Origin of the sequence: Pseudomonas sp. PA-7-1E, assembly GCF_021605325.1 — a bacterium.
GTDB classification, from domain to species: Bacteria; Pseudomonadota; Gammaproteobacteria; order Pseudomonadales; family Pseudomonadaceae; genus Aquipseudomonas; species Aquipseudomonas fluorescens_BV.
The window spans coordinates 80,536-98,111 of record NZ_WKFA01000007.1 but is presented as its reverse complement, the minus strand read 5'-3'; the positions used below and the strand labels follow the sequence as shown (position 1 = coordinate 98,111).

The 17,576-nt window shown below is 60.1% G+C and carries 15 protein-coding genes; 10 read left to right on the top strand and 5 right to left on the bottom strand.

Annotation, left to right across the window (positions count from 1 at the left end):
* Positions 1 to 6: 6 nt before the first annotated feature.
* Positions 7 to 951 (bottom strand): choline ABC transporter substrate-binding protein, encoded by a 945-nt coding sequence (locus GIW79_RS07030; protein ID WP_057976525.1) that lies wholly within the window; start codon positions 949 to 951, stop codon positions 7 to 9.
* Between the two features lie 194 nt (positions 952 to 1,145).
* Between GIW79_RS07030 and GIW79_RS07025 the strand changes: the two genes are divergently transcribed.
* The 3 genes from GIW79_RS07025 to GIW79_RS07015 all read left to right on the top strand — a co-directional run bounded on the left by GIW79_RS07025 (position 1,146) and on the right by GIW79_RS07015 (position 3,961).
* The gene (locus tag GIW79_RS07025) at positions 1,146 to 2,090 is read left to right on the top strand and encodes a GlxA family transcriptional regulator (protein WP_054898194.1); all 945 of its coding nucleotides are present in this window, start codon (positions 1,146 to 1,148) and stop codon (positions 2,088 to 2,090) included.
* 68 nt (positions 2,091 to 2,158) lie between these two features.
* The gene (locus GIW79_RS07020) at positions 2,159 to 3,343 is read left to right on the top strand and encodes an ATP-binding protein (RefSeq protein ID WP_054898195.1); all 1,185 of its coding nucleotides are present in this window, start codon (positions 2,159 to 2,161) and stop codon (positions 3,341 to 3,343) included.
* A gap of 189 nt (positions 3,344 to 3,532) precedes the next feature.
* Positions 3,533 to 3,961 (top strand): hypothetical protein, encoded by a 429-nt coding sequence (locus GIW79_RS07015; RefSeq protein WP_054898196.1) that lies wholly within the window; start codon positions 3,533 to 3,535, stop codon positions 3,959 to 3,961.
* 7 nt (positions 3,962 to 3,968) lie between these two features.
* Here the strand turns inward: GIW79_RS07015 and GIW79_RS07010 are convergent, their stop codons facing one another.
* From GIW79_RS07010 to GIW79_RS07000, 3 genes are all read right to left on the bottom strand, one after another.
* Positions 3,969 to 4,385, bottom strand: a complete 417-nt coding sequence (locus GIW79_RS07010; RefSeq protein ID WP_236452409.1) for a DUF3010 family protein — start codon at positions 4,383 to 4,385, stop codon at positions 3,969 to 3,971.
* A complete protein-coding gene (locus tag GIW79_RS07005; protein WP_236452406.1) occupies positions 4,382 to 5,023 on the bottom strand; it encodes a hypothetical protein in 642 nt (213 codons plus the stop codon). Before GIW79_RS07005 ends, GIW79_RS07010 begins: the two co-directional genes overlap by 4 nt.
* 74 nt (positions 5,024 to 5,097) lie before the next feature.
* Positions 5,098 to 5,499, bottom strand: coding sequence for a lysozyme inhibitor LprI family protein (locus GIW79_RS07000; RefSeq protein ID WP_014720247.1), 402 nt, complete (start codon positions 5,497 to 5,499; stop codon positions 5,098 to 5,100).
* Positions 5,500 to 5,717: 218 nt separating this feature from the next.
* Between GIW79_RS07000 and GIW79_RS06995 the strand changes: the two genes are divergently transcribed.
* The 6 genes from GIW79_RS06995 to etfB all read left to right on the top strand — a co-directional run bounded on the left by GIW79_RS06995 (position 5,718) and on the right by etfB (position 13,462).
* A complete protein-coding gene (locus tag GIW79_RS06995) occupies positions 5,718 to 6,695 on the top strand; it encodes a dipeptidase (RefSeq protein ID WP_032879065.1) in 978 nt (325 codons plus the stop codon).
* A 78-nt stretch (positions 6,696 to 6,773) separates the two neighbouring features.
* Positions 6,774 to 7,304, top strand: a complete 531-nt coding sequence (locus GIW79_RS06990; RefSeq protein ID WP_008033249.1) for a DUF5943 domain-containing protein — start codon at positions 6,774 to 6,776, stop codon at positions 7,302 to 7,304.
* A gap of 15 nt (positions 7,305 to 7,319) precedes the next feature.
* On the top strand, positions 7,320 to 9,380 hold the full coding sequence (dgcA, locus tag GIW79_RS06985) for a dimethylglycine demethylation protein DgcA (protein WP_127881617.1): 2,061 nt from the start codon (positions 7,320 to 7,322) through the stop codon (positions 9,378 to 9,380).
* Between the two features lie 137 nt (positions 9,381 to 9,517).
* Positions 9,518 to 11,461 carry a dimethylglycine demethylation protein DgcB gene (gene dgcB, locus GIW79_RS06980; protein WP_198714425.1) on the top strand — a complete coding sequence of 648 codons (1,944 nt, stop codon included), beginning with the start codon at positions 9,518 to 9,520 and terminating at the stop codon, positions 11,459 to 11,461.
* A complete protein-coding gene (gene etfA / locus GIW79_RS06975) occupies positions 11,461 to 12,681 on the top strand; it encodes an electron transfer flavoprotein subunit alpha (protein ID WP_236452404.1) in 1,221 nt (406 codons plus the stop codon). The genes dgcB and etfA overlap by 1 nt, the downstream gene beginning before the upstream one ends.
* 4 nt (positions 12,682 to 12,685) lie before the next feature.
* Positions 12,686 to 13,462: an electron transfer flavoprotein subunit beta gene (etfB, locus tag GIW79_RS06970; protein ID WP_372441717.1), complete on the top strand. Its 777-nt coding sequence runs from the start codon at positions 12,686 to 12,688 to the stop codon at positions 13,460 to 13,462.
* 848 nt (positions 13,463 to 14,310) lie between these two features.
* Here the strand turns inward: etfB and gbcA are convergent.
* Positions 14,311 to 15,606: a glycine-betaine demethylase subunit GbcA gene (gene gbcA, locus GIW79_RS06965; protein WP_236452402.1), complete on the bottom strand. Its 1,296-nt coding sequence runs from the start codon at positions 15,604 to 15,606 to the stop codon at positions 14,311 to 14,313.
* Between the two features lie 282 nt (positions 15,607 to 15,888).
* On the opposite strand from gbcA, the gene gbcB reads away from it, so the two are divergent.
* Positions 15,889 to 16,989 carry a glycine-betaine demethylase subunit GbcB gene (gene gbcB, locus GIW79_RS06960; protein WP_014720237.1) on the top strand — a complete coding sequence of 367 codons (1,101 nt, stop codon included), beginning with the start codon at positions 15,889 to 15,891 and terminating at the stop codon, positions 16,987 to 16,989.
* Positions 16,990 to 17,576: the final 587 nt, after the last annotated feature.

Sequence of the window (17,576 nt, the reverse complement as noted above, 5' to 3'; positions counted from 1 at the left end):
GATGGGTTATTTCGTGGTCAATTGCAGGTTGGCGGCAGCCGGTTTGCCGTCGAAGGTGGTCACACCCTCCAGCCAGCGCGCCTGGTCTTGCGGGTGATCCTTGAGCCACTGCTTGGCGGATTCGATGGCATCCTTGTGGTCCAGCAGCGGTTGCATCATGCGGCTCTCGTCGGCGGCGGTGAACGTCAGGTTGGTCAGCAGCTTATGCACGTTGGGGCACTGCTCGGCGTAGGCCGGCGCGGTCACGGTCCACACGGTGGCCATGCCTTCGTTCGGGCCCAGGGCGCCTTCGCTGCCGGTGAGGTAAGTCATCGCCACATTGACGTTCATCGGGTGCGGTGCCCAACCAAAGAACACCACGGCTTCCTTGCGGCGCACGGCACGGTCTACGGCCGCCAACATGCCGGCTTCGCTGGACTCCACCAACTGGAACTTGCCCAGGCCGAACTGGTTTTTGGCGATCATCGCCTTGATCTGCGTATTGGCCCCCGAGCCCGGCTCGATGCCATAAATCTTGCCGCCCAGCTCTTTTTCGAACCTGGCGATGTCAGCAAAGGTTTTCAGGCCCTTGTCGGCCAGATAAGTCGGCACCGCCAGGGTGGCGCGGGCGTCTTCCAGGCTGGGTTTTTCGAGGACCTTGACTTGCTTGGCGTCGACGAACGGCGTGATGGTCTGGGTCATCAGCGGGTTCCAGTAACCCAGAAACAGGTCCAGGCGCTGGTCGCGGATGCCGGCAAAGATGATTTGCTGCGAGGCGCTGGTTTGTTTGGTCTTGTAGCCGAGGCCATCGAGCAGCACCTGGGCCATGGCGCTGGTGGCGATGACGTCGGTCCAGTTGACCACGCCCATGCGTACGTTCTGGCATGAAGCGGCATCCGCTGCCAGGGCGTTAGTGCTCAAAATGGCGCTGGCGCTGAGTGCAAGTACGCAGCGGCTGATCAGTCGGTTCATGGGTGGAGCCCTCGGCAGTCGTTATTGTGGGAGCCGGCGTCTTTGTGCGCCGTGGGATCACGTTACGCAGCTTGGCGCCCCGCAAAGCGCACGGCGGCGACCCACTCTTGCACTGCAGCGACCTGGGCTCTTGAATGGCCGGTTGAACTGGCGTATCACAGTGATCACGCTGCCCGTATGACGAGAGCGCCACCATGTCCCAGGATGTCTATTTCTTGCTGATGCCGGGGTTCTCGGCCCTCGGTTTTATCTCCGCGCTGGAACCGTTGCGCGTGGCCAATCGCTTTCGCGGCGAGCTGTACCGCTGGCACATCTTGAGTGCCGATGGCGGCGCGGTACTGGCGAGCAACGGCATGTCGGTCAACGCCGATGCCGCGCTGGAACCGTTGAAAAAAGGCGCGACCTTACTGGTGGTGGCCGGCTTCGAACCCCTGCAGTTCGCCACGCCCGCCCTGGAGCATTGGCTGCGCCGCCTCGACCATGAGGGTGTGACCCTCGGTGCCATCGACACCGGCGCCTGCGTGCTGGCCGAGGCGGGCCTGCTTGACGGCCACCGCCTGACCTTGCACTGGGAAGCCATCGACGCCTTCAAGGAGGCCTATCCGCACCTGAGCGTGACCCAGGAACTGTTCGAAATCGACCGGCGCCGCATCACCTGCGCCGGCGGCACCGCGTCCATCGACTTGATGCTCGATCTCATCGCCCAGGCCCACGGCCCGGAACTGGCGATCCAGGTTTCCGAGCAATTCGTACTCGGCCGCATCCGCCCGCGCAAGGACCACCAGCGCATGCAGATCGCCACGCGCTACGGCATCAATAACAAGAAACTGGTGCACGTGATCGGCGAAATGGAACAGCACACCGAACCGCCCCTGAGCACCTTGGCCCTGGCCGAAACGATCAAGGTCACCCGGCGCCAACTGGAGCGGCTGTTTCGCCTGCACCTGAACGATACGCCGAGCAATTTCTACCTGGGCCTGCGCCTGGAAAAAGCCCGCAAACTGCTGCGCCAGAGCGACATGAGCGTACTGGAAGTGAGTATTGCGTGCGGGTTTGAGTCACCGTCGTATTTCACCAGGAGCTATCGCGCAAGGTTTGCCAAATGCCCGCGGGAGGATCGGCGGCGGGAGGTGGTTTGACGGACAATTATAGTCAATTATACTCTTTACTATAATTTATAGTCATTCCCATAATTGAGTATAAAACCATGTCCAAGCACAGCGGCTTTGTGTTTCGCCGCCCCACCCTGGCAAGCAGTATTGCCGATGGCCTGGTGGGGGCCGGTATTCAGGATTTCACCTCCGGCCTGTTTCTCGCGGCGCCCCGACGCACGGGCAAAAGCACTTTTTTGCGCGAAGACCTGATTCCGGAATGTCAGCTGCGGGGCTGGCTGGCGGTGTATGTCGACCTGTGGGCCGACAAGGAAAAAGACCCCGCCGAGCTGATCGCAGGTGCCATTGCGGGGGCGTTGGTGCCGTTTGAAAAGGGCATTCGCAAACTGGCAAAGAGCATTGGCATCGAGAAACTAAGCTTTCTGCGTACGCTTTCCTGGGACTTTACCAAGCCACAATTGCCGGTCGGTGCGACGCTGACCCAAGCGTTGGAATTGCTCCATAGGGCTGCAGAAAAACCCGTTGTACTGGTGATTGACGAAGCACAGCACGCATTAACCACCGAGTCAGGTATCAATGCGATGTTCGCGTTGAAGGCTGCCCGGGATCAGCTCAACCAAGGCCGTGACGAGGAGGGCAGCGGTTTGCGCCTGGTGTTTACCGGCTCCAATCGCGACAAACTCGCCCATTTGGTATTGGGTAAAAGCCAGCCATTCTTCGGTTCCAGCATCACGCCGTTTCCGCTGCTGGGCAAAGCGTTCACCCAGGCCTACACCGTGCACCTCAACGCGCACCTGGCCAAGAACAACCAATTCAACGCGGCTGACATTGATGAGGCGTTTGAGCTGGTAGGTCGGCGTCCCGAGATGTTGCGCACGATCATCGGTGAAGTCGCATTGGAGCTGGGCGAGGCGAGCAATCTTGGCCAACTGCTGCACAGTCGCGCAGAACTGCTGCGCGCGGGTGTATGGACCGAGTTCGAAAGCGCCTGGAACGCCCTGACCATCCCGCAGCGTGCGGTGTTGCAGGTGATGGTGGTGCGTTCGCAAAGCAATGAGCCATTTGCGCCGTTTACCGACAGCACGATTACCGCAGTCAGCAAGGCATTGGAGGTTATGCGCAGCGATGTGGTGCCCGGGACCCAGACCATTCAGGCCTGTATCGATGCCCTGCGCGACAAGGAATTGGTATGGAAGTCGAGCCGGGGAGGGTATGCCCTGGAAGACAAGTCGTTCGGGGATTGGCTGCTGTACAAAACCCGCATACCGACTAACGAGTGAAACCCGATGTAGCGCAGTTTATAAGGGAATCATGGAAGGTGTAGGAAGTTTCTTTTTTTTCATCGCTAACGGAGACTTATAGCCAAGGACTGCTAACGTCCTATGGGTCTTAGAAGTGGCTCTTGACCAAATGCTTTTGAAATGAAGCACGCAGGCCAGGAAGTCACTACTTAACCAGAAGAGGTTGGCATGCTTAGAAAACTAGTTACTGTCATCGCGTTAGCGACCACCCCGGCGTGGGCAGCCCAGGCGTCTGCACCTTTCACCGGAGCCGACTACAGCGGACGCTATGAATGTACCGGCCAGGATAAACATATAGGCAGCTATAAGGGTGTTGTTGATATGGCACTCGACGCCAAGCAAAGTACTGGCAAGTACGCCGCCTACACCTTCACCTTGACCTTGGAAGACAAGTCCCGTTATGACGGAATGGCCGCCGGGACTTCGGACGCGCTGGGCGTTTATTTTGCTCACACCGACCCTGTCTTGAAAGACTTCGGCGTGGGGGTCGCACAAATGACGTCAACCCCGGAGGGCAAAGTGTCTTTCGTTAAGTACTACTACACGCCTGAATACGAAGGCGGTGGTCACGGCTTGGAACACTGCGTCAAAAGCTGATGGGTAATTACTTTTTCATCAGGGTTGAGCAGGCTGTTTTATAAGCTTCATGCTGATACTTGTTCAACGTCGTCGGCAGATCAAAGCTGTGCTTCTTGTTTTGCGCATTGATGGTCTGCGGCGACAGCAGCGTCACCTCCATCCCATCCAGCAACTGAAACACCCCTTCGATCTTGAACGTCGTCGGGCCACCGGCGAACTCGCCTTTTTTACTGCGTTTCTTGATGGCAATGCGCGTGATGCCGTTGGCTTGAACGAACGCCTTCACCTGGGCGGCGAAAGCTTTTACGTTGGCCGCTTCGTCGTCATCGTCGAGGGCGATTTTCTTGGTGGCCAGGGCGACGTGGGTCAGCGTCTGGTTGTCCAGGGAGGCGACGGCGATGATGGCTTCGCTGCCTTTGATTTCGATGCCGCAGATGGTCATGAGCGGGTCCTTTGCGAGGGAGAGGCTTCAGGAAAGGGCTTATTGAAATGCAATTCAAAGAGCTGCTCTATTGTCTTGCTCATTGGTTGAAGTTGGGAAATTTCTATCTTAAGTTTCAATAAGCTTGCTTCTTTGATTTTAATATCTAGCTCATTCAGTACTTCGCCGGGCTTTTGTATTTTCTGAAACCAGCGGCTAAAACCTATCACCGTGCACAGTGACGTGAGCGTCGCGTACAGACCGATGAAAATATAAAACTCTTTTTCGTGGACGAGCAGATAGTCCATGAACGTGTCGAGGTTATCTTTCTCTCGTTCTTTGTATGTAGAAAGTTTTCTTTCTTGTATAGCGAGGCTGTTCTTCAGGAAGGTGACGTCGTTGTTGAATGACTCCGGCAGATCTGCGATTTTATGCAGCTCCGGTGTGCCTTTCTCAAGTGCTTCAATGCGTTTAGTCAAGTCGTTTACCATTTGCTCCGTTTGCGAATGGTGGCTTTCCTCGCGTGTTTCTTTTTGGAATCTGTAGTCCAGATAAGAAAAAATAGACACCAGTGTCAGCGCACCTGCAATTAGCCATAAACCAAATACAGCAAGCAACTTATAAATATTGTCGGTGGGTGGGGATGGAAGCCATTGCATGCCGAAAATTCCTTAAATCAGCGTCAGGTAGCGAAAAGCGACAGTGGGACGCTTCTATTGTAGGAATATAGTTACTATTCTTGGCCAATCGACTCCAGAAACTCCGACCGCTCATCACTCATGCGCGCCAGGCAGTCGTTGTGCGCAATCGCATAGGCCTTGGTGCCGGTCACTGCCGGGAAGGTGTCCACTGCACAATCGGCGTCGCGCAGTTTTTCCCACTTCTGCTGCGCATCCTTCAGACGGGCGGTAATGTCCGCCAGTTTGGTCTTGTCGCTGCCGTAGGTCGAACCCATGCGCTCCAGCAACCCCTGATAGTTATCTTTGAGCAATTGCTCGGCGGTGGTCTTGTTGTAGGTGGCGCATTCCAAGGTTTGCTGGTCGTTCTCGATACCGTCGCACGGCGTGCTGTCGGTGTCTTCGGCCGCGTGGGCGGTGGTTGCGATGAGTGCCAAAGCCAGGAAAATCGATTTCATTGCGCCGTCTCATATCACGTGATGCGCAATTCTGGCTCAAGCGTAAGACAAAGAACAGCCGACCGTGGGGCCTGTCTTCGCAGGCTTTGTCGCGGATTGACGCTTTCGGCAATTCCCCTGTCGTTTTTGCACCCGGCTCCGTCGGTCCCTGGGCATATGCTGGCCCCAAAGCGCCGGCAGACGATTCGGCGCATGAATCGCCAATAAGGGGACGCCTGATGAGCCCAGCCGAGTTGCACGCCGACAGCATCGTTATCGACGGTCTGATTATTGCCAAGTGGAACCGCGACCTGTTCGAAGACATGCGCAAAGGTGGCCTCACCGCCGCCAACTGCACGGTGTCGGTGTGGGAAGGCTTCCAGGCCACGATCAATAACATTGTCGCCAGCCAGACCCTGATCCGTGAGAACAGCGACCTGGTGATCCCGGTGAAAACCACCGCCGACATCCGCCGCGCCAAGGAGCAGGGCAAGACCGGCATCATCTTCGGCTTCCAGAATGCCCATGCCTTTGAGGACCAGCTCGGCTATGTCGAGATCTTCAAGCAGCTCGGCGTGGGGGTGGTGCAGATGTGCTACAACACCCAGAACCTGGTGGGCACCGGCTGCTACGAGCGTGATGGCGGCCTGTCGGGTTTCGGGCGTGAGATCGTCGCCGAGATGAACCGCGTCGGCATTATGTGCGACCTGTCCCACGTGGGCTCCAAGACCAGCGAAGAGGTCATCCTCGAATCGAAAAAGCCGGTGTGCTACTCCCACTGCCTACCGTCCGGGCTTAAAGAGCACCCGCGCAACAAGTCCGATGAAGAGCTGAAGTTCATCGCCGACCATGGCGGTTTTGTCGGCGTGACCATGTTCGCGCCGTTCCTGGCCAAGGGCATCGACTCGACTATCGACGACTACGCCGAAGCCATCGAATACACCATGAACATCGTCGGCGAAGACGCCATCGGCATCGGCACCGACTTCACCCAGGGCCATGGTCAGGATTTCTTCGAAATGCTCACCCATGACAAGGGCTACGCCCGCCGCCTGACCAGCTTCGGCAAGATCATCAACCCGCTGGGCATCCGCACCGTGGGTGAGTTCCCCAACCTCACCGAGACCCTGCTCAAGCGCGGCCACAGCGAGCGCGTGGTGCGCAAGATCATGGGCGAGAACTGGGTCAACGTGCTCAAGGACGTCTGGGGCGAATAAGCCACTGCTCGCTTAATCCTTCACCCGCCGCCATCCGCGTGGCGGGCATCAAAACGAATTTTCTGGAGTTAAGTTTCCATGGCCAAGATCGCCCCGCAATTGCCAATTGAAGTCGACAGCGAAACCGGTGTCTGGACCTCCGACGCCCTGCCGATGCTGTACGTGCCACGCCATTTCTTCGTCAACAACCACATGGGTATCGAAGAAGTACTGGGGGCCGACGCCTACGCCGAGATCCTCTACAAGGCCGGCTACAAGTCCGCCTGGCACTGGTGTGAAAAAGAAGCTGAATGCCACGGCCTGGAAGGCGTCGCGGTGTTCGAGCACTACATGAAGCGTCTGTCGCAACGCGGCTGGGGCCTGTTCAAGATCCAGGACATCGACCTCGATAAAGGCACCGCCAGCGTCAAGCTTGAGCATTCAGCTTTTGTGTATGTCTACGGCAAGGTCGGACGCAAAGTGGACTACATGTTCACCGGCTGGTTTGCCGGCGCCATGGACCAGATTCTTCAAGCGCGTGGCAGCAAGATCCGCACTGTCGCCGAACAAGTCTACGGAGGCTCCGAAGAGGGCCACGATGATGGTTTGTTCACCGTCAAACCACTGTAAGCCGAGGACCGTGCCATGGCTTTCGAAGCAATGTTCCAGCCGATCCAGATCGGCAAACTGACCATCCGCAACCGGGTGCTCAGCACTGCGCATGCCGAGGTGTATGCCACCGACGGCGGCATGACCACCGACCGCTATGTGAAGTACTACGAAGAGAAAGCCAAGGGCGGTATTGGCCTGGCGATCTGCGGTGGCTCCTCCGTGGTGGCCATCGACAGCCCGCAGGAATGGTGGGCGTCGGTGAACCTGTCCACCGACCGCATCATCCCGCACTTCCAGAATCTGGCCGATGCCATGCACAAGCATGGCGCCAAGATCATGATCCAGATTACCCACATGGGCCGGCGCTCGCGTTGGGACGGCTTCAACTGGCCGACCCTGATGTCGCCGTCCGGCGTGCGTGAGCCGGTGCACCGTGCCACCTGCAAGACCATCGAGCCAGAAGAAATCTGGCGTGTGATCGGCAACTACGCCCAGGCTGCGCGTCGGGCCAAGGCCGGTGGCCTGGACGGGGTGGAATTGTCGGCCGTGCACCAGCACATGATCGACCAGTTCTGGAGCCCGCGGGTCAACAAGCGTACCGACGAGTGGGGCGGCAGCTTCGAGGGCCGCATGAAGTTCGGCCTGGAAGTGTTGAAGGCCGTGCGTGCCGAAGTGGGGGATGACTTCTGCGTGGGCATGCGCCTGTGCGGTGACGAGTTCCACCCGGACGGCTTGTCCCACGAGGACATGAAGCAAATCGCCAAGTACTACGATGACACCGGCATGCTCGATTTCATCGGCGTGGTGGGCTCGGGTTGCGACACCCACAACACCCTGGCCAACGTCATCCCGAACATGAGCTACCCGCCGGAGCCGTTCCTGCACCTGGCGGCCGGCATCAAGGAAGTGGTCAAGGTTCCGGTGCTGCACGCGCAGAACATCAAGGACCCGAACCAGGCCACGCGTATTCTGGAAGGCGGCTATGTGGACATGGTCGGCATGACCCGTGCGCACATCGCCGACCCGCACCTGATCGCCAAGATCAAGATGGGCCAGATCGACCAGATCAAGCAGTGCGTGGGCGCCAACTACTGCATCGACCGCCAGTACCAGGGCCTGGATGTGCTGTGCATCCAGAACGCCGCGACCTCCCGTGAATACATGGGCGTGCCGCACATCATCGAGAAGTCCACCGGGCCCAAGCGCAAGGTGGTTGTAGTGGGGGCCGGCCCGGCCGGGATGGAAGCCGCGCGCGTGGCGGCTGAACGTGGCCACGACGTGACGCTGTTCGAGAAAAAGGAGTTTATCGGCGGGCAAATCACCACGGCATCGAAAGCGCCGCAACGTGACCAGATCGCCGGTATCACCCGTTGGTATCAACTGGAGCTGGCGCGTTTGAAAGTCGACCTGCGCCTGGGTGTTGCAGCCGATGTCGAGACCATCCTGGACGTGCGTCCGGACGTGGTGGTGCTGGCGGTGGGCGGGCACCCGTTCATCGAGCAGAACGAACACTGGGGCGCCGCCGAAGGCTTGGTAGTGAGCAGTTGGGACGTGCTCGACGGCAAGGTGCTGCCTGGCAAGAACGTGCTGGTGTACGACACCATCTGTGAATTCACCGGGATGTCGGTGGCCGACTTCCTGGCCGACAAAGGCAGCCAGGTGGAGATCGTCACCGACGACATCAAGCCAGGCGTGGCAATCGGCGGCACGTCGTTCCCCACGTACTACCGCAGCATGTACCCCAAGGAAGTGATCATGACCGGCGACATGATGCTGGAAAAGGTCTACCGCGAGGGCGACAAGCTGGTGGCCGTGCTGGAGAACGAATACACCGGCGCCAAAGAGGAGCGGGTGGTCGACCAGGTCGTGGTGGAGAACGGCGTGCGTCCGGACGAGGCCATTTACTACGGGCTCAAGGAAGGTTCGCGCAACAAGGGCCAGATCGACGTTGAAGCGCTGTTTGCGATCAAGCCGCAGCCATGCCTGAGCGAGGCGGGCGAGGGGTACTTGCTGTTCCGCATTGGTGACTGTGTGGCCCAGCGCAATACCCACGCCGCCATCTATGACGCCCTGCGCTTGTGCAAGGATTTCTGACGCACCTGATCGTTCCCACGCTCTGCGTGGGAATGCCGCCCTGGACGCTCCGCGTCTGCTTTTAAGGTCGTGACGCAGAGCGTCACAGGATGCATGCCCACGCAGAGCGTGGGAACGATCTTAGTGGGAGCTTCACCATGCTGAATACCCTTCTTCCCATCCTGCTTTTTGCCGCCCTGGGCCTCGCCGTCCTCGGCGCCTTGCGCCGGGTGAACATGTGGCGTCGTGGCCGCTCATCCAAAGTCGACCTGCTGGGTGGCCTCTTGGCCATGCCCAAGCGTTACATGGTCGACCTGCACCACGTGGTCGCCCGTGACAAATACATCGCCAATACCCACGTAGCGACGGCGCTGGGCTTTGTGCTGTCGGCGCTGCTAGCGATTGTGGTGCACGGTTTCGGCCTGCAGAGCCGCATTCTTGGTTATGCCCTGCTGCTGGCGTCGACATTGATGTTTGTCGGCGCGATCTTCATGTACCTGCGCCGCCGCAATCCGCCTGCCCGCCTGTCCAAAGGCCCGTGGATGCGCCTGCCGAAAAGCCTGATGGCCTTCTCGGTGAGCTTCTTCCTGGTGACCTTGCCGGTGGCCGGGATTCTGCCCGCCGATTTCGGCGGCTGGCTGCTCGCGGCATTGCTGAGCGTGGGCGTGTTGTGGGGCGTGTCCGAAATGTTCTTCGGCATGACTTGGGGCGGGCCAATGAAACACGCGTTTGCCGGAGCCCTGCACCTGGCCTGGCACCGTCGCGCCGAACGCTTTGGCGGCGGCCGCTCCACCGGTTTGAAACCCTTGGACCTGAGCGATAAAACCGCACCGCTGGGCGTGGAAAAACCCAAGGACTTCACCTGGAACCAACTGCTCGGCTTCGACGCCTGCGTGCAGTGCGGCAAGTGCGAAGCGGCGTGCCCGGCGTTTGCCGCGGGCCAGCCACTGAACCCGAAAAAACTCATTCAGGACATGGTGGTCGGTTTGGCCGGTGGCACCGATGCCAAGTTCGCCGGCAGCCCGTACCCCGGCAAACCGGTGGGCGAACACGGCGGCAACCCGCACCAGCCGATCGTCAACGGCCTGGTGGACGCCGAGACCCTGTGGTCGTGCACCACCTGCCGCGCTTGCGTGGAAGAGTGCCCGATGATGATCGAGCATGTGGACGCTATCGTCGACATGCGCCGCCACCTCACCCTGGAAAAAGGCGCCACGCCGAACAAGGGCGCTGAAGTCCTGGAAAACCTGATCGCTACCGACAACCCCGGCGGGTTTGCCCCTGGTGGGCGCCTGAACTGGGCGGCAGACCTGAACCTGCCGTTGCTCAGCGACAAAGGCAGTTGCGATGTGCTGTTCTGGGTCGGCGATGGCGCCTTCGACATGCGTAACCAGCGTACCCTGCGCGCTTTCGTCAAAGTGCTCAAGGCCGCCAAGGTCGATTTCGCCGTGCTCGGCCTGGAAGAACGCGACAGCGGTGACGTGGCGCGGCGCCTCGGTGACGAAGCGACATTCCAGTTGCTGGCCACGCGCAATATCCAGACCCTGGCCAAGTACAGCTTCAAGCGCATCGTCACCTGCGATCCGCACAGCTTCCATGTGCTGAAAAACGAATACGGCGCCTTCAACGGCAACTACCGCGTGCAGCACCACAGCACCTTCATGGCCGAGCTGATCGGCGAGGGCGCGCTGAATCTGGGCCAGCACAAAGGCAACAGCGTGACCTACCATGACCCTTGCTACCTGGGCCGCTACAACGGTGAATACGAGGCGCCGCGCCAAGTGCTAAAGGCGTTGGGTATCGAGGTCAAGGAAATGCAACGCTCGGGCTTCCGTTCACGCTGCTGCGGTGGCGGTGGCGGTGCGCCGATCACCGACATCCCCGGCAAGCAACGTATCCCCGATATGCGCATGGACGACATCCGCGAGACCGGCGCCGAACTGGTGGCCGTGGGTTGCCCGCAATGCACGGCGATGCTTGAAGGCGTGGTCGAACCGCGCCCGTTGATCAAGGACATCGCCGAACTGGTAGCCGACGCGTTGCTTGAAGACGCCGCGCCGGCCAAAGCCCCCGTCAAGCGTGAACCTGCGGAGGTGCACTAATGAGCGATATTATCCGCCGCGACCCCCGGGCCGAATGGATCGCCCGTAACCGCCTGCACCCGTTGCACGCGGCGATGCAGCCGGTGCAACACAGCTGGATGGGGCCCAACGGCATCATTCGCAAAAACGTGCATGGTGTCGGTTTTATCGGGCCCAACGGCATCAAGCGCATCGACCGCAGCGGTGCCCAGCAGGGCGGCGCGGCCAAGCGCACCGCGGCAGTGGAAGTGCAATTGCCGCTGCATCAAGTGCCGACCCCGGCGTTCTACATCAACGTGGTGCCGGACATGGTCGGTGGCCGCCTGAGCAGCCACGACCGCGACCTGCTTGGCTTGGCGCGCCAACTGGCCGGCAATGACGGCGCGGTGTTGGCGGTGGTGTTCGGTGAACACAAGGAAAGCGCCTTTGCCACGGCCGGCGTCGACCGACTGCTGGTGCTGGAGGGGCATGAGTTCGAGGGTTATGCACCGGAGCAACGCGTGCAGGGCCTGCGCGCTGTGGATAACCAATTCAGCCCGCGCCACTGGTTGCTGCCAGACAGCCGCAGCGGTGGTGGTGAGCTGGGGCGGCGCTTTGCCGCCAGCCTCAAGGAGCGCCCGGCGACGCGGGTGTGGCAGATCAAGGGCGAGGAATGCATCGGCCGTGCCGGTGCCGGCCAGGAAGACCTGGCGCGGCCGTTGCCCCGTCTGATCCTCGCTGCCGCCGAATGTGCCGACCCGGTCAGCGAGACCCGCCACGAAGTCTTGCCCGTGGAGTTATCCACAAGCCTGGCGCGCAGTTTGCCTCGTATCGAAGACCTCGGCGCGGTGGCGGTCGATCCGGCAGCGATTCCGATGGCCGAGGCAGAGTTCATTTTCTCCGGTGGCTACGGCGTGAAGGATTGGGCGCTGTTCCACCAGACCGCCGCGGCCCTGGGCGCTACTGAAGGCGCCTCGCGGGTGGCAGTGGACGATGGCTTCATGGCGCGTGATCGCCAGGTCGGCGCCAGCGGCACCTGGGTGACTGCGCGGGTGTACGTGGCGGTGGGCATTTCCGGGGCGATCCAGCACCTGCAAGGCATCGGTGCCTGCGACAAGGTGGTGGCGATCAACCTCGACCCAGGGTGCGACATGATCAAGCGTGCCGACCTGTCGGTGATCGGCGAAAGCGCCGCGATACTGCACGCCTTGATCGCGGCGGTCGAGACCTACCGCAACGGCGCCAAGCGCGATGCAGCCTGAGGATATGACCATGACGAACACTGTATTCAGCCTGGTGTCCATCGGTGCTCACCCCACCTCCGGGCGTCCACGCCGCGCCGAGCAGGATGCGCGCGCGGTTGAGCTGGGGCTGCAACTGGCTGGGGATAAGTTGCAGGTGCTGCACGCTGGTGATGTCAGCGAGCCGACCCTGCGCAGCTACCTGGGCATGGGCCTGCCGCAACTGCAGGTACTGGAACAACCGGCCGGCTCGGATGCCTTGCCGGTGCTCAGTGAGTATCTGCGCGACGCCGGTGCTCAGGTGGTACTGACCGGGAGCCAGGCAGAAACCGGCGAAGGTTCGGGAATGCTGCCGTTCCTCTTGGCCGAGCAACTGGGCTGGCCGCTGATTGTGGGGCTGGCCCAGGTGGAGTCCATCGACGCCGGCGTAGCCCTGGTGCTGCAGGCGCTGCCTCGCGGCCAGCGACGGCGCTTGAAGGTGCGCCTGCCGTTTCTCGCCACTGTGGATAACGCCGCGCCCAAGCCACGTCAGAGCGCCTACGGCCCGGCGCAACGGGGTGAACTGGCCGCCCATGACGTTGAGATTGAACACGACGAGTTATTCACAGGCGCACTGTTGCAACCGGCCAAGCCACGGCCAAAGCGCCTCAAGGTGATCAAGGCCAAGAGTGGTGCCGACCGTATGAAGGCCGCAACGGCAAAGGCCAGTGGCGGCGGTGGGCAGGTGCTCAAGGGCGTGAGCGCTGAAGAGGGCGCGCAAGCGATTCTCAAGCTTCTGGTAGAAGAGGGCGTCGTACGCTGAACCCTGACCACCACCAAACCTTGTGGGAGCTGGCTTGCCTGCGATAGCGGTAGGTCAGCAACCCATGCATCCGTTGACGTATTGCAATCGCGGGCAAGCCCGCTTCCAAATTTTCCTGCTTTATCTTGGGCTTACCCACAATGCCTGTTGATCCGCCTGTGGATAACCTGTTCGCGGGTGTCCACAAGCCCGGCATATCAAGCTCTGCAGCCCTCTGTACGAAAAACAACCAGCCTAACTTGCGGTTTTTGCTCGGGTTTTCACCGGCTTGAGGCCTCGACTTGCCCCCAAAGTCTGTTGGCGCTTTTGTGGATAAGATGTTCGCTATCCGCTACAAGCCTTATAAAACGTGGCTTTCGAGGGGTTGGTCAATAATTGATCAAATCTCACATATTCGCCGTTTAAACGGCTGGATATCCCCGATTCATGAGGGTTTCAAAGGCTTTTCCACAACCCGAACAAAGTTGCCCCCAAAGTCTGTTGGTGCATCTGTGGATAAGGTGTTCGCTTACCGCTGCAAGCCACGCCAAACAAGGCTCTTGGAGGTTTGGTCAATAAATGAACAGCTCAAGATAAAACCCGCAAGTTTAAATAAGTCACGGATTTTCTTGATTTAATTTGTGAGCACGGCGCACTTGCCCACAATTGCTGTGGGTGGCTTTGTGGATAAGTTGTTGGGGAAAGGCTGGAGGGCAGGGTGGTAAAGGGCTGCATCGGAACTGATCGAATTTTGAACAGTTAACCTGTCCAAATGTGGGAGCTGGCTTGCCTGCGATAGCGGTCTGTCAGCCAATACAGGCTTTGACAGACACAATGCCATCGCGGGCAAGCCCGCTCCCACACAAGCGTTATTCGTGAGCAGCTACGCCTTTGAGATAAGGCGCTGGCGCCGCGCCCAGGTTGTTGAGCATCCGCTCGCTGTACCAATCCACAAAATTCACCACGCCAAACTCATAGGTCTTGGAGTAAGGGCCTGGCTGGTAGGCGGTGGAGTTGATGCCGCGCTGGTTCTCTTCGGCCAGGCGGCGATCCTGGTCGTTGGTGGCATCCCACACCTGGCGCATGCGCTCCACGTCGTAGTCCACGCCTTCCACCGCGTCCTTGTGCACGATCCACTTGGTGGTGACCATGGTTTCCTGGGCGCTGATCGGCCACACGGTGAACACAATGATGTGGTCGCCCATGCAGTGGTTCCAGGAGTGCGGCAGGTGCAGGATGCGCATCGAACCCAGGTCCGGGTTCTTGATGCGGCCCATCAGTTTGGCGCAGCCCTGCTTGCCGTCCAGGGTCATCGACACAGTGCCCTTGAGCAGTGGCATGCGCACGATGCGGTTACGCAGGCCGAAGCTGGCGTGGGCGTAAGGGATTTTTTCGGCATCCCAAGCGGCGGCGGACGCGGCTACGTGATCCTTGAACGCCTGGTCGGCGCGCGGGTCGGTAACGTCGTCCCACTCCAGCAGGGTTTTCAGCAGTTCCGGGTGCGAGGCGTTGCAGTGGTAGCACTCGCGGTTGTTTTCCAGCACCAGCTTCCAGTTGGCTTTTTCGAACAAGGTGGTCTGGATCGCCACCTTGGTGTTCTCCATGTCGTAGGGCTCCATGTAATGGCTGAGCGTCGACAGGAAGTCATCGATGGCCGGTGGATTTTCGGCCAGGCTGATAAAGATGTAGCCGCCAGCAGTCTTCACGTTCACCGGCTTGAGGCCGTACTGCTTCATGTCGAAATCGGCGCCCATCTCGGTGCCGGCGAACAGCAGGCGGCCGTCCAGCTCGTAGGTCCACTGGTGGTAGTGGCACACCAATTTGGCGACCTTGCCCTTGTCGCTGGTGCACAAGCGCGAGCCACGGTGGCGGCAGACGTTGTGGAACGCATGCACCACGCCGTCGGCACCCTGGATCACGATGATTGGGTTCTTGCCCACTTGCAGGGTCAGGTAGTTGCCCTTGGTGGGGATTTCGCAGGTCATGCCGGCGATCAACCACTCTTTCTGGAAGATCTCTTGCATGTCGATATCAAACAACCGCTCATCAGAGTAGAACGGCTGCGGCAGCGAAAAAGTGCGCTCGCGCTCTTGCAGCATTTGCGCGGTGGCCTTGCGTGCGGGTTCCAGCGGATCGCCCAAGCTTAAGGTTGCGGTGACGTCCATCGTGTGTGTCCTCATGGCCATTCTGTGTGGCCGGCGAATAGTGGCTACGGTTGGTGCTGTGCAAGGCGTAAAGAACGCGTCTTTGTTGGGAGCGAGTGTGGGCCCGGCGTAACGTCGAACCTTATCCATGGGCGACATGGCCCAATCTGATCCCGACGCGCAAGCCCCTGTCTTTGGGGGCTGGTCGCCGTAAGTATGTGAATGTCGCAGATAGGTAAATGGGTGGTTCTCGCGTTACGCAGAATCGCCACCATAAGGCCGACGTCGGCGGTGGAGAACAACATGTCCAATAATTTCCTGAATCCGGTAACCACCCAGACCTGGGCCAATGGTCGGCACATCGTCCGCTGCGTCAAAGTCATCCAGGAAACCTGGGATGTGCGCACCTTCTGCTTCATGGCCGATCAGCCGATCCTGTTCTTTTTCAAGCCAGGGCAATTCGTCACCCTGGAGCTGGAAATCGAAGGCCAGCCGATCATGCGTTCGTACACGATTTCCAGCTCACCGTCGGTGCCTTACAGCTTTTCGGTGACCATCAAGCGTGTGCCGGGCGGTCGGGTTTCCAATTGGCTGCACGACACTTTGCACGAAGGCCAGGAGCTGGCGGTGCACGGGCCGGTCGGGCTGTTCAATGCCATCGACTTCCCGAGCCCGAAAGTGCTTTACCTCAGCGGCGGCGTTGGGATCACGCCGGTGATGTCCATGGCGCGCTGGTTCTACGACACCAATGCGAACGTCGACATGACCTTTATCCACAGCGCCCGCTCGCCCAAGGACATCATCTATCACCGCGAGCTGGAGCACATGGCGTCGCGGATCGACAACTTCAGCCTGCACCTGATTTGCGAAAAACACGGCCTGGGCGAGCCTTGGGCCGGGTATCGCGGCTATCTGAACCACAAGATGCTGGAGCTGATGGTGCCGGACTTCCTGGAGCGCGAAGTGTTCTGCTGCGGCCCTACGCCGTACATGAACGCGGTGAAGCGTTTGCTGGAAGTTGCCGGTTTCGACATGACCCGTTATCACGAAGAATCCTTTGGCGCGACACCGCCCGAAGCCCGTGCCGATGCGGTGGAGCAGGCCGAGCAAGCGGCGGATGCGCCGGAGATCGACCTGGCAGACCTGCATCAAGTGGAATTTATCGCGTCCGGCAAGAGCATTCGCGTGGCGCCGGGGGAAACGGTGCATGCTGCGGCGGCCAAGCTCGGCCTGCTGATCCCCAAGGCCTGTGGCATGGGCATCTGCGGTACGTGCAAGGTGATGAAGCTGGGCGGCGAAGTGGAGATGGAGCACAACGGCGGGATTACCGAAGAGGACGAAGCCGAAGGCTATATCCTGTCGTGCTGCAGTGTGCCGAAGGGTGATGTACGCATCGAGTTCTGATCTGCTCGTTCCCACGCTCTGCGTGGTAACGCCTCCCAGGACGCTCCGCGTCCCGTCGCAACTGAAGGGTGACGCGGAGCGTCACGGCTGCATTCCCACGCGGAGCGCGGGAACGATCTTTCCGGCAGCAGGCACATGCTCGTTCCCACGCTCTGCGTGGTAACGCCTCCCAGGACGCTCCGCGTCCCGTCGCACATGAAGGGTGACGCGGAGCGTCCTGGGCTGCATTCCCACGCGGAGCGCGGGAATGATCTTTCCGGCAGCAGGCACATGCTCGTTCCCACGCTCTGCGTGGTAACGCCTCCCAGGACGCTCCGCGTCCCGTCGCAACTGAAGGGTGACGCGGAGCGTCACGGGCTGCATTCCCACGCGGAGCGCGGGAACGATCTTTCCGGCAGCAGGCACATGCTCGTTCCCACGCTCTGAGTGGTAGCGCCTCCCAGGACGCTCCGCGTCCCGTCGCAGTTGAGGGGTGACGCGGAGCGTCACGGGCTGCATTCCCACGCGGAGCGCGGGAACGATCTTTCCGGCAGCAGGCACATGCTCGTTCCCACGCTCTGCGTGGTAACGCCTCCCAGGACGCTCCG